The sequence below is a fragment of the Comamonas sp. JNW genome (genome assembly GCF_003105075.1).
Taxonomy (GTDB): Bacteria; Pseudomonadota; Gammaproteobacteria; order Burkholderiales; family Burkholderiaceae_C; genus Comamonas; species Comamonas squillarum.
In genome coordinates, this window is sequence record NZ_QETI01000002.1 from 167,494 (window position 1) to 179,407 (window position 11,914).

General features: G+C 64.7%; 9 protein-coding genes. 1 reads left to right on the forward strand and 8 read right to left on the reverse strand.

Features of this window, described 5'->3' with window-relative positions; genetic code table 11:
* Positions 1 to 34: 34 nt before the first annotated feature.
* From DCO45_RS03815 to fdnG, 3 genes are read right to left on the reverse strand one after another with little or no spacing between them, the layout of a single operon-like run.
* A complete protein-coding gene (locus tag DCO45_RS03815; protein WP_116924604.1) occupies positions 35 to 697 on the reverse strand; it encodes a formate dehydrogenase subunit gamma in 663 nt (220 codons plus the stop codon).
* Positions 694 to 1,635, reverse strand: coding sequence for a formate dehydrogenase subunit beta (gene fdxH, locus DCO45_RS03820; protein ID WP_116924605.1), 942 nt, complete (start codon positions 1,633 to 1,635; stop codon positions 694 to 696). The genes DCO45_RS03815 and fdxH overlap by 4 nt, the downstream gene beginning before the upstream one ends.
* Positions 1,636 to 1,644: 9 nt before the next feature.
* Entirely contained in the window at positions 1,645 to 4,707 is a 3,063-nt protein-coding gene (gene fdnG, locus DCO45_RS03825; protein WP_165841115.1) for a formate dehydrogenase-N subunit alpha, read from the reverse strand.
* Positions 4,708 to 4,945: 238 nt separating this feature from the next.
* Between fdnG and DCO45_RS03835 the strand changes: the two genes are divergently transcribed.
* Positions 4,946 to 5,527 carry a C40 family peptidase gene (locus DCO45_RS03835; protein ID WP_116924896.1) on the forward strand — a complete coding sequence of 194 codons (582 nt, stop codon included), beginning with the start codon at positions 4,946 to 4,948 and terminating at the stop codon, positions 5,525 to 5,527.
* A gap of 61 nt (positions 5,528 to 5,588) precedes the next feature.
* On the opposite strand, the gene DCO45_RS03840 is transcribed toward DCO45_RS03835, so the two are convergent.
* The 5 genes from DCO45_RS03840 to DCO45_RS03860 form a co-directional block, all read right to left on the reverse strand.
* Positions 5,589 to 6,254, reverse strand: coding sequence for a DUF1266 domain-containing protein (locus tag DCO45_RS03840; RefSeq protein ID WP_116924608.1), 666 nt, complete (start codon positions 6,252 to 6,254; stop codon positions 5,589 to 5,591).
* The gene (locus DCO45_RS03845) at positions 6,251 to 7,408 is read right to left on the reverse strand and encodes a hypothetical protein (protein ID WP_207788043.1); all 1,158 of its coding nucleotides are present in this window, start codon (positions 7,406 to 7,408) and stop codon (positions 6,251 to 6,253) included. The genes DCO45_RS03840 and DCO45_RS03845 overlap by 4 nt, the downstream gene beginning before the upstream one ends.
* A gap of 8 nt (positions 7,409 to 7,416) precedes the next feature.
* Complete coding sequence (locus DCO45_RS03850) at positions 7,417 to 9,714, reverse strand: hypothetical protein (protein WP_133248060.1); 2,298 nt, start codon at positions 9,712 to 9,714, stop codon at positions 7,417 to 7,419.
* Positions 9,715 to 9,881: 167 nt separating this feature from the next.
* Positions 9,882 to 11,210: a tRNA (N6-isopentenyl adenosine(37)-C2)-methylthiotransferase MiaB gene (miaB, locus tag DCO45_RS03855; RefSeq protein WP_116924897.1), complete on the reverse strand. Its 1,329-nt coding sequence runs from the start codon at positions 11,208 to 11,210 to the stop codon at positions 9,882 to 9,884.
* A gap of 171 nt (positions 11,211 to 11,381) precedes the next feature.
* A complete protein-coding gene (locus tag DCO45_RS03860; protein WP_116924610.1) occupies positions 11,382 to 11,822 on the reverse strand; it encodes a hypothetical protein in 441 nt (146 codons plus the stop codon).
* Positions 11,823 to 11,914 lie beyond the last annotated feature (92 nt).

The following is an 11,914-nucleotide window of genomic DNA, read 5'->3' on the forward strand; positions in this document are numbered from 1 at the left end:
TGGGCTGCTCGCCGGGGCATGCCCAGGGGGCGCATCAGGCGCCGTGCTTGTGGCTGGCGGGCTTGTCCAGGTCCGCCGTGTCACCCGTCATGCGGCGGTACCACAGCGGGTGGTGAAAGCGCGCCCAGGCGCGGGTCACCGTGCCGCGCGTCATCGCGCGGATCGTGCCCTGGGTCCAGATGGCCGCGTAGATGTGGGCGATGATCAGACCGATCAGGCCGAAGGCCGACAGCGCATGCAGCAGCGCCGCAGCGCGCACCACGTTCACCGGCAGGTTCCACCAGGCGCGCCACATCAGCACGCCGGTCACCAACAGGCCCGCCATGCACACCACCAGCATCCAGAACAGCACTTTCTGGCCGCCGTTGTACTTGTCCACCGGTGGCATCTTCTCGTGCTCGCCGTTGACCAGCGCGGGCACATTCCTGAGCCACTCGACATCGTTCTTGCGGATGATGTTGAGCTGCCAGAAGCGGAAGAACATCAGCACGAAGCCGACGGTCATCACCAGACCGATGTAGGGATGCAGAATGCGGGTCCAGGGGCCGCCACCGAACAGGTTCGTCATGAAGAAGAACGAGGGGTGGAAGAACGCCAGGCCCGACAAGGCCAGCAGCACAAAGCTGATCGCGACCACCCAGTGGTTGACGCGTTCGCCAGCGGTGTAGCGTTGGAGATCACGGGTCTTGCTTTTCATCGTCCAGACTCCTCGTGGTGGTCGGCGCCCTTGTCCGCGCGCGCCTTGGCGGCCTCTTCCTCTTCCAGCTCCTCGGGCACTTCGATCGGGCCCTTGGTGATGTAGTGGAAGAAGCTGCCGACAGCGGCCACGCCCAGCGCTGCCAGCGCCAGCGGCTTGGCCACACCCTTCCACAGGCTCACCATGGGGCTGATCGATGGATCATCGGGCAGGCCGTGGTAGAGCGAGGGCTTGTCGCCATGGTGCAGCACATACATCACGTGGGTGCCGCCCACGCCTTGCGGATCGTAGAGGCCGGCCTTGTCAAAGCCGCGCTCCTTCAGGTCGACAATGCGCTCCTCGGCACGCTCTTGCATGGCGGTCTTGGTGCCAAACATGATCGCGCCGGTCGGGCAGGTCTTGACGCAGGCGGGCTCCTGGCCCACGGCCACGCGGTCCGAACACAGCGTGCACTTGTAGGCCTTGTGGTCCTTTTTGGAGATGCGCGGAATGTTGAACGGGCAGCCGGTCACGCAGTAGCCGCAGCCCACGCAGTTTTCCTCCTGGAAATCCACGATGCCGTTGGTGTACTGCAAGATCGCACCGGGAGAGGGACAGGCCTTGAGGCAGCCCGGGTCTTCGCAGTGCATGCAGCCGTCCTTGCGGATCAGCCATTCGAGGTTGCCGGTGGCTTCGTTTTCGTACTCGGAAAACCGCATCACCGTCCAGGAGTTGGCCGTCAGGTCGGTCGGGTTGTCGTACACCCCGGCCGCTGCCGTGCCCACATCGTCACGCAGATCGTTCCACTCCATGCAGGCGGTCTGGCAGGCCTTGCAGCCGATGCACTTGGAGACATCGATCAGCTTGGCCACCTCACCGCCATGCGGGCTGCGCACGCTGGGCGATGGGGTGGTGGTGGCGGAGCGGCGCTTGATATCCAATGATTGAAGAGATGACATCGCTGCTCCTTAGATCTTCTCAACCTTCACGAGGAAGGTCTTGAACTCTGGCGTGTTGCTGTTGCCATCACCCACAAACGGGGTGAGGGTGTTGGCGAGGAAGCCAGGCTTGGTAAGGCCCTTGAAGCCCCAGTGGATAGGGATACCCACGTGGTGCACCGTCTTGCCTTCGATCTGCATGGGCTTGATGCGCTTGGTCACCACCGCAGCGGCCTTGATGTAGCCACGCTTGGAGCTGACCTTGACCATCGCGCCCGTCGCGATGCCGATCTCCTTGGCCAGCGCCTCGCCGATCTCGACGAACTGCTCGGGCTGGATGATGGAGTTGAGCAGCGCGTGCTTGGTCCAATAGTGGAAGTGCTCCGTCAGGCGGTAGGTCGTGCCCACATGCGGGAATTCGTCTGCCTTGCCGAAGGTCTCCCAGATGGCCGGGAAGACGCGGGCGGCCGGGTTGCTGACCGCCTTGTCGTTCTTCGGGTACATCGGGTTGTAGCCCAGCGGGTTGTCGAATGCCTCGTAGTGCGTCGGGAACGGGCCTTCGTTCATGCCCTTGCGGGCAAAGAAGCGTGCCACCCCTTCGGGATTCATGATGAACGGGCCGGTGCCGGTCTCGGGCTTGATGGTCGGGCCGTAGTCGGGCACGTCCGCGCCGCCCCAGGTCGAGCCATTCCACTTGACCAAGGTGCGGTTGGGGTTGAAAGGCTTGCCTTCCAGATCCGCCGATGCGCGGTTGTACAGCACGCGGCGGTTGGCCGGCCAGGCCCAGGCCCAGTTCAGCGTGTTGCCGATGCCGGTCGGGTCGCTGTTGTCGCGGCGGCCCATCTGGTTGCCCGCCTCGGTCCAACTGCCCGTCCAGATCCAGCAGCCACTCATCGTGGAGCCGTCGTCACGCAGCTCGCCAAAGCCGGACAGCTGCTGGCCGGCAGGGCGCAGCACCTTGCCATCGGGCGCCGTCAGGTCCGTCAGTGCGCGGCCGTTGTACTCCTTGGCAATCTCTTCGGACGAAGGGTGCGCGGGCTGTGCATAAGGCCACCACAGGTTCTGGATCGGATCGGGGAACTTGCCGCCGTCCTTTTGGTAGGCCGCCTTCATGCGCAGGTGCAGTGCCGACATGATCGCGATGTCGGTCTTGGCCTCGCCTGGGGGCTCGGAGGCCTTCCAGTGCCACTGCAGCACACGCGAGGAGCTCACGACGGCGCCATCTTCTTCTGCGAAGCAGGTGGTGGGCAGGCGGAACACTTCGGTCTGCACCGATGCGGTGTCGATGTCGTTGTGCTCGCCGTAGTTCTTCCAGAACTCCGAGGTCTCGGTGGCCAGCGGGTCCATCACGACCAGGAACTTGAGCTTGGCCAGACCGTCGCGCACGCGGCTCTTGTTGGACAGCGCCGCCAGCGGGTTGAAGCCCTGGGCGATGTAGCCGTTGACCTTGCCTTCGTTCATCAGCTCGAAAATCTGCAGCATGTCGTACTGCTTGTCGAGCTTGGGCAGGTAGTCATAGGCCCAGTTGTTGTCCTTGGTTGCAGCCGGTCCCCAGAAAGCCTTCATCAGGCTGACGTGGAACTTGGGGTAGTTCTGCCAGTAGCTCATCTGGTTGGCACGCAAAGGTTTTTGCGTGCGCGCGTCGATGTACTTCTGGTAGTCCTGCTCCCCTTGGTTGGCCAGCGTCAGGTAGCCGGGCAGTGCGTTGGATAGCAGGCCCAGGTCGGTCAGCCCCTGGATGTTGGAGTGACCGCGCAAGGCGTTCATGCCACCACCGGCGACACCGATATTGCCCAAGAGCAGCTGCACCATGGCGCCGGTGCGCAGGATCTGCGCGCCGATCGAGTGCTGGGTCCAGCCGAGGGCATACAGGATGGTTGCCGCGCGGCCCGCTTGTGCCGTCGATGCGAGCTTTTCGCAGACATGCAGGAATTTGGCCTGGGGCGTGCCGCAGACGCTCTCGACCTTCTCAGGCGTGTAGCTGGCGTAATGGCGCTTGAGCCATTGGTAGACGCAGCGCGGGTGCTGCAGGCTCGGGTCGGTCTTGACGTAACCATCCTCGCCCAGCTCGTAGTCCCAGCTGGCCTTGTCGTAGGTGCGCTTTTCCGGGTTGTAGCCCGAGAAGATGCCTTCGTCGAACGCAAAGTCTTCCCGCACGATGAACGTGAAGTCGGTGTAGTTGCGCACGTACTCGTGGTGGATCTTGTCATTCGTCAGCAGGTAGTTGATCACACCGCCGAGGAAAACAATGTCCGAGCCGGAGCGGATAGGGGCGTAGAAATCTGCCACCGATGCCGAGCGGTTGAAGCGCGGGTCGACCACCATGAAGTGAGCCTTGTTGTGCTCCTTCGCCTCGGTCACCCATTTGAAGCCGCAAGGGTGGGCTTCAGCGGCATTGCCGCCCATGATCAAAATAACGTCCGCGTTCTTGATGTCGACCCAATGGTTCGTCATCGCTCCACGGCCAAACGTCGGGGCAAGACCTGCCACCGTCGGGCCGTGTCAGACACGGGCTTGGTTATCGAACGCCAACATGCCCCAAGAGCGGGCCACTTTGTAGGTGATGTAACCGGCTTCGTTACTGGAGGCCGAGGCGGCCAGCATGCCGGTCGAGGTCCAACGGTTCACCGTCAGGCCATCATCGGTCTTCTCCAGGAAGTTCGCGTCGCGATCGTCCTTGAGCAGCTTGGTAATGCGGGTCAGGGCCTCATCCCAGGACAGGCGCTTCCACTCATTGGAGCCGGGCGCGCGGTATTCGGGGTAGAGCAGGCGGTTGGGGCTGTGGACGATGTCCAGCAGCGATGCGCCCTTGGGGCACAGGGTGCCGCGGTTGACGGGGTGGTCGGGATCGCCTTCGACGTGGATCACCGAGAGTTTGGCGTTCTTGCCGCCATCGCCCAGCGAGTACATCAAAATGCCGCAGCCAACAGAGCAATACGTGCAGGTTTGCCGTGTCACTGTGCTGCCGACCAGCTTGTACTGACGGACTCCGGCAAGCGCAGTGGCGGGCGAGAAGCCCATCACTGCCAGGCTGGAACCCGCCAGAGTCGAACCAGTCACTTTCATGAACTGGCGTCTGGAGAATTGCACCATGGGGTGTCCTTTCAATGAAGGATGCTTGTTTTCTATGCTTACGACACAAATTGTAGTCTTCTCCCTCTGAAAGCAGAATAGTTGGGCATTCCGGGTATTCAGCACGTTTGACAAATTGGTAAAAATACGAGTGGGACCATCTGTCAGCGAGAAATACCAATACATTTCACAAACTTGCATGAAATTGTGAATAATATGCTTTATGAATTTCTTGCGGCCTGAATCCAAGGGGGAGACCATGGACCACGAAGACGCGGCTGCGCGCCGTCCCTTTTTGCTCTGGGCGCTGTCGGCATCGGCATCGGCATTGCTGGCGGGCTGCGGCTCGTCGCCGCCTCGCAGCGCCCGGCGAGAGAGTGGCCAGCGCACGGCAGGTGGCGCGGGGTCCTCGCCCCGGGTGGACACCGGCGTGGTACCCGTCAACCTGGGCTTGAGCGGCGAGCTGCGCGAGGCGCTCTATGCACGGGTCATGCTGGTGGTCAACACGCCCTACACCTATGGCGGCAATACGCCCGAAGGCGGCTTTGACTGCAGCGGTCTGATCCAGTACGCGATCCAGGGCATCACCACGCGCCGCTTGCCCCGCACCACGGCGCAGTGGGCGGGCGTGAGCGCCGAGATCGACCGGCGCGACCTGCAGCGCGGCGATTTTGTGTTCTTCAACACCATGGGCGGGCGCTACTCGCACATGGGCATTTATGCCGGCAACAACCAGTTTGTCCATGCGCCGTCGAGCGGCGGCGTGGTCAAGACGGTGAGCCTGGACAATCCCTATTTCTCACGCCGCTTCACCGAGGCACGCACGATTTTTGACGCATGAGAATATTCATCGGCTGAATAAAACAAGAGGCAGCGCGCCCAAAACGGCGGCAAAGGCGGGGTCAGCGCCAGGCATAGGCACTCCAGGGATGCGAGGCATCCTGCAGCCATTGCTGCAACTCCTCCGGGTCCAGGCTGCGGCCCAGCGCGTCCGAGCGGCCCTTGGCTACCCATTGCGCCCGGCCCTGGACATAGGCGGTGCCCAGCTCCTGCCAGCTGCCAAAGCAATCGCGGGCGCGCGCGGCATTGAGCTGCAGCAGCTGCCACTGCTGCTCGGCGCTGAGCCAGCCCAGCATGGCTGCGGTACGCACAAAAAAGGCAGTCCGGACGCAGGCAAAGGCCATCGCGGCGCGGGCGTCATCCCCCGCCTGCAGCCGCTCCACATCCAGGCACCACCAGCGCGTGCGCATGCGCTCGGGCAACTGCTCGCGCACCTTGGCATCGTCCAGGTCGGTGCGCAGGCCAAAGGCATGCAAGGCCATGGGCCGCAAGGATGCCGCCAGGCTGCTGGTGGGCGCGGGCATGGCGCTGTCGGCAAAACCATCCTTGAGGGCATGGAAGGCCATCGGGTGGGCGAGCGCCAGTGCCCAGTTCTGCTCGGGCGTGAGCCGGTAGTGCCCCAGGGGGCCCGAGGGCGCAGGCGCCTGGCTGCCCCATTGGCGGCGAAAGGCCTGCACGCATTGCCACACCAGCCACAGCCCGATCGCTGCCACCACGATCTGGATCATCGCTGTGCCTCCGGCTGCATGCCCGGCGGCATGTTGGCGGGCGCCCTGCCCGCCTGCGCCAGGCTGTAGGCCAGCGCAGGGGGCAGCTGCTGGCCGGCCAGCAGGCTGCTGTCGTGCGCGGCTGCCAGCCATTGCACCAGTGGTGAGGCCTGGGGCACATGGGCCAGCAGCCTGGGCTGGCGCTGCCACAGCTGCAACTGCTCGGCCTCGCTGAGCAAGCTCTCCACCGCATGCCAGCCCGCCTGGGCACCGGTGGTGCGCAGCAGGCGCATGCCCAGTGCATCGTCTGGCGTGTCCTCGCTGGTGTTCAGCTGGTTCAAAAAGGCAATGACGTCAGCGCGGTAGCGGTCCACCGGCGGGCGGTTTTGCTTGCCCTTGATCTGGTCGATGCGCAGGCGCCCATCGGGCTGCAGCCAGGCATTGATGGTGATGCGCGGCTGGCCCTGGCTGGTGCGGTAGCTGAAGATGCGCATGCGGCCTTGCTCGCAACCCTCGGCATAGTGCTCGCCATAGCCGCCGCTGAGCTGGCGGCGGTTGGCAAACTGGCCCAGGCAGTGGCGCATCATCTGGCTCTCGTAGGCCATCTCTTCGCGCAGCACGCCGCTGCCGGGCAGCAGCTCGACAAATGCGCCCTGGCTGCCTTGCCAAACCGTCTGCACCGCATGGGGCTGGTGCAGGCGCCAACCGGCCAGTTGCTGGGCCTCGAAAGCCTGGTGCTCCTGCGCCCAGCGCTCCAGCGCCTGCGGGCAGTTGATGCGGGCGAGCTTGCCCTCCAGCGAGGTGCCCTGGCGCGACTGCAAGAACTCCAGCAGCTGGCGCTCCAGTGCCAGGACACTCTGATGGGCAGGGCTGATCCACCACAGCGCCGTGTCTGCCGGCGCAGCCTCAGGCCCGGGTTTGCGCGCCAGCAACGCGAGCGCCCAGGCCGGCGCACCGGCGGCATAGCGCTGCTGCAGTGCCTCGGTCGTGGGGATGGCCTGAACGGCCTCGGGCGGCGACTGAAGATTGCCCACCAGGTAGCGGTAGAAATGGTTCTGCAGCCAGGCGGCGATCTCGGGCGTGTCGCCGCGCTCGCGGCTGCGCGCGATGATGCGGGCCTTGAGCTCGGGCGCGTTGACCACATTGCGCGCCAGGTACACCGTGCTTGAGCGCATGAACGGGCTTACCAGAGCTTCCACCAGGGCCTGTCGCCCGCGCCAGGCGCAGCGGTGATCAGCTGGGCATGGAGCTTGTCGATCGTGGTCTGCAGCTTCTCGCGCTCGGCCGCGTCATCGGCAGGCGCGCAGGCCAGCGCCTGCTGGTAGATCTGCAAGGCCTGCTGGTCTGTGCCCGAAGTCTGCATCGCGTCGCCCGCGCGGCGCAGCAGGTAGGGGTTCTGGCGCTGCTCCAGCTCGGGCAGCAGCGCTTGGAGGCGCGGCAGCACCTCGGCGCCATGCGTAGCCGAGTAGTAGTCGAGCTGGTTGAGCAGGCTGCGCAGGTAGTCATAGCGCTCGCTGCGCTGCTCGTCTTCGTCCAGCTGGCTCCACCACTCGTCCAGGCGCTCCAGCCAGATGCTGTTTTCCACATTGCGGTCTTGCTGGTAGAGCGCGTAGGCCACCTTGGGGAAGTAGTCGCAGGGGCTGTGTCGGCTGTAGCCATTGTCCTGGCTGTAGTGCCACAGCTGCTCGGCGGCGCCGATAAGCTGCGCGTAGTTGTCGCTGTCGATATGGGTCGAGACGATGCCGTTGTAGTGCTCGGCAAAGGGGCTGGTCGCAATGCCTTTGGCATGCAGGGCCAGCGCGCCGTCGTAGTTCTCGTCGTTGTAGCGGTACTTGATGGCCAGGTTGTTGCACAGCATTGAGTAGTCGTGCAGGTTGCCATCCTTGTAGCTGCCCTGGCCAGTGGCAAACCAGTGCTCGAAGCGGGCCTGGCCAGTCTCGTAGTAGTGCTTGATCCAGCGCAGCAGCTCGTCGTAGGGCCAGTCGGCGGGCAGCTCGTCACCTTCACCGCCAATGGCCTTCATCAGCTCTTCGTCGTCATCCAGCTGCACGCCCATCGCATAGCACCAGCTGCCGCTGTCGCAGCGGATATAGGGCGACTGCAGCGCGCTGGCCAGGCCCGCCACGCGGGCGCGGCAGACAAACAGGCGGTAGGCGAGTTCGCCATTGGCGTACTGGGGGCGCTCGGCCAGGGTTTCCAAGAGCGGCAAGGCCTGCGCATAGTCCTGCTGTTCAAACAGATGGTTGCCCTGCAGCAGTCGCCACATCGGGTGGTTCAGCGACTGCTGCTGCACCAGCGCGCTGTAGTGGGCAAAGGCCTGCTCGGCGTCCATGTCGGCAGGCAGGAATTCGGCCAGGTCCTCGTCCTGGGCTGCGGCCATCAGGGTCAGCGCCCAGTACGGCGCACCGCCCGGCTCACCCAGGTGGGCCAATGCCTGGCGGCAGGCCGCTTCGCGCGATCCGGGGCGGCTGTGCAGGGTACTCTCAAAGCACATGTGGGCCGCCTCGGGCAGGCGCGCTGCCTGCACCAGCCAGTCGATCAGCAAGGCACTGCTGCGGTCGTCGCTGTCGCGCACCAGCGCAAAGCGGCCTTCCTGGCCTTTGCTGATCGCGGCATCGAGCGCGCCTTGCTGGTGCAGGCTGCCAGCAGCCAGGCGCGCGAGCTGGGCGCGGGTATCGCGCCAGGCGGCGGGCGAGGCGGTGCTGGGCAGGCTCGCCAGCGTCAGCTCGCTGTGCTGGGCCAGCGCATCCGGGGCCAGCGCAATGATGTCCTCGCCCAGCAGCAGCCAGTCATCGGTGTCGATGTCCTGGCCCGCTTCGGCGCGCTGGAGTTTTTGCAGTGCGTAGTGGCCCAGGTCGCGGGCTGCAGCGCTGTTGCCCCTGGCCGCTTCGATGCGGCCCAGGCGCGTGGCCAGCATCGCATCGTCCCAGGCGCGCAGATGGGCGCGGTCGGCCTGCTGGCTTTTGTAGTGGTGCTGCTTGCGGGTGATCTGCTCTTGCAGGTCCAGCGCCTGGGCCTGGTGGGCATGGCGGGCCAGATGGCGCCAGGCGCGGTCCGGATCGCCCAGGTCACCGGCCTGGTCCACGGCAGCCATAGCCTGCGCGATTACCGCGCGGTACTGTTCGGGGGGGAGGTCGGGCACATCCTCGGCGGCATCGGCTTGCAGCATCGCCATCGTGACGGCGGCGTCGCGCTGGGCGTCGGCGGTCAGCTCCTGCAGCAGGCGGGCCTGGTGCTGCTGCACGGCGGCCAGGGCCTGGGCGGGCTGGCCGGCCATGCTCCACAGCCGGTAGAGGCGGCGCAGCTGGTCCAGGTCTTCGGGCTCCAGCGCGCGCGATGCGAGCTGCTGGGCGGCAGCGGCCTGGCGGTCAGGCCACTCCTGCGTCTCGTCCTCGGTGTTGAAGAGGGCATCAACATGGTCCAGAAAGGCGTCAAGCGCCTCGCTGCGCAGTGCGGTGGACGGGTCGGACACGGATGCCATGGTGATGATGCCTTTCTGGTGATGGCGCATCCCTCATGCGCCCCCTGCATGCTAACGGGCCCCAAGGCAGATATGGCCTTTGCGGGCCACAAAAGCAGGGCAGAGGGCTATTTTCACCGTGTTTGCTGCGGCTGACCAGCGCGGCATCAGCCGACCGGCTCTATGCCTCAATGGGTGATCAGCACTTCGCCGCGCAGCGTATAGGTCATCGTCTCGGTAATGCGCACATCGACCATCTGGCCAATCAGCCGCTCCTGGCCGGGGAAGTTGACCACGCGGTTGCACTCGGTGCGGCCCATCAGCTCGCCGTTGTCGCGCTTGGACTTGCCCTCCACCAGCAGGCGCTGGACGGTGCCCAGGCGCTCTTCGCTGATGGTCTTGATGTTGTGGTTGATGACAGCTTGCAGATCCTGCAGGCGGCGCAGCTTGACCTCGTAAGGCGTGTCATCGGGCAGGTTGGCAGCGGGGGTGCCGGGGCGCGGGCTGAAGATAAAGCTGAACGAGTTGTCAAAGCGCACGTCATCGATGAGCTTCATCATCTTCTGGAAGTCTTCTTCGGTCTCGCCGGGGAAGCCGACGATGAAGTCGCTGCTCATCGCCAGATCGGGGCGAATGGCGCGCAGCTTGCGCACCGTGCTCTTGTACTCCATGGCGGTGTAGCCGCGCTTCATCGCCATCAGGATCTTGTCGCTGCCGTGCTGCACCGGCAGGTGCAGGTGCGAGACCAGCTTGGGGATCTTGGCATAGGCCTCGATCAGGCGCGGCGTGAACTCATTGGGGTGGCTGGTGGTGTAGCGGATGCGCTCGATGCCGGGGATCTCGGCCACGTATTCGAGCAGCAGCGCAAAGTCGGCAATCTCGGCCGTATCGCCCATCTTGCCCAGGTAGGCATTCACGTTCTGGCCCAGCAAGGTGATTTCCTTGACGCCTTGCGCGGCCAGGCCTGCGACCTCGACCAGCACGTCCTCAAACGGGCGGCTGACCTCTTCGCCCCGGGTGTAGGGCACCACGCAGTAGCTGCAGTACTTGGAGCAGCCCTCCATGATCGACACAAAGGCCGAGGCACCTTCGACGCGGGCAGGGGGCAGGTGGTCGAACTTCTCGATCTCGGGGAAGGAGATATCGACCTGCGGTTTGGCCTTGGCCGCGCGGGCATTGAGCAGTTCGGGCAGGCGGTGCAGAGTCTGGGGGCCAAACACCACATCCACATAGGGCGCGCGCTTGATGATCTCGGCGCCTTCCTGGCTGGCCACGCAACCGCCCACGCCAATCAGCACGCCTTTTTCCTTCAGGTGCTTGATGCGGCCCAGGTCGGAGAACACCTTCTCCTGCGCCTTCTCGCGCACAGAGCAGGTATTGAACAGGATCAGGTCGGCCTCGTCCATGTCCTGCGTGGGTTCATAGCCCTGGGCGGCGCCCAGCACATCGGCCATCTTGTCCGAGTCGTACTCGTTCATCTGGCAGCCGAAGGTTTTGATAAATACTTTTTTGGACATGGTGCAAATCTCGTGGGGGCCCGGGGCTGCCATCGCAGGCCTGGGTGAATACAGCAATACGGCAACAAGCCAGGCGCCCGGCGGGCGCACTGCTGCTGATGGGTGTCGATGCGCGGGCGCCGAGCCGGGCTTGACCGGTGCGGTCAGGCCATGCGGCGGCGCTGGGGCGCGTTATTTAAAGAGTCCGCTCCAAAAGCCGTTGTCGGCGCGGTCGCGCTTGAGGGCGGCTTCTTCGCTGTTCAAGATCCAGGCGGCATGCACACGCCCGCTGGTTTTCTCGATCACATAGTTCACCGTCAGCCGCTCGTTGAGCACGGTGCCGGGACGTATCGTGGTGTTGCGCGGGTTGTAGAGCTTGAAGGCGGGAGCGAGGCCCACGGTCTGGCCATCGATCGTGGCCTGGCTGGTGCTGGTGACCACCAGGTTGCCACGCAGGGCCTGTGGAGGAAAGGCGCGGACGGGGCCTTGGAACGGGGCAAAGGTGGCGGTCTGGGCCAGGCTGGGCAGGGCACTGATGCCGCCCAGTGCCAGCGCAAGGGCCGCAAGGCTGGCGCGGGCCGTGCGTCGCAGGCGATGGTGGTGGGATGTGTGGGGTGTGGTGCAGCGGTTCATGGTGTATATCCAGGGGCTGGAGGCCGCATTCTACAAACACTGGCGGTGCCACAGTCCAGCACTGGGGCAAGGCTGCAGCTTGAGGGCGCCAA

Coding starts and splice junctions, on each gene's coding strand:
- DCO45_RS03840 (WP_116924608.1), bottom strand. CDS start 6,254: ATGATCCAGATCGTGGTGGCAGCGATCGGGCTGTGGCTGGTGTGGCAA.
- DCO45_RS03850 (WP_133248060.1), bottom strand. CDS start 9,714: ATGGCATCCGTGTCCGACCCGTCCACCGCACTGCGCAGCGAGGCGCTT.
- DCO45_RS03835 (WP_116924896.1), top strand. CDS start 4,946: ATGGACCACGAAGACGCGGCTGCGCGCCGTCCCTTTTTGCTCTGGGCG.
- DCO45_RS03815 (WP_116924604.1), bottom strand. CDS start 697: ATGAAAAGCAAGACCCGTGATCTCCAACGCTACACCGCTGGCGAACGC.
- DCO45_RS03860 (WP_116924610.1), bottom strand. CDS start 11,822: ATGAACCGCTGCACCACACCCCACACATCCCACCACCATCGCCTGCGA.
- fdxH (WP_116924605.1), bottom strand. CDS start 1,635: ATGTCATCTCTTCAATCATTGGATATCAAGCGCCGCTCCGCCACCACC.
- miaB (WP_116924897.1), bottom strand. CDS start 11,210: ATGTCCAAAAAAGTATTTATCAAAACCTTCGGCTGCCAGATGAACGAG.
- DCO45_RS03845 (WP_207788043.1), bottom strand. CDS start 7,408: ATGCGCTCAAGCACGGTGTACCTGGCGCGCAATGTGGTCAACGCGCCC.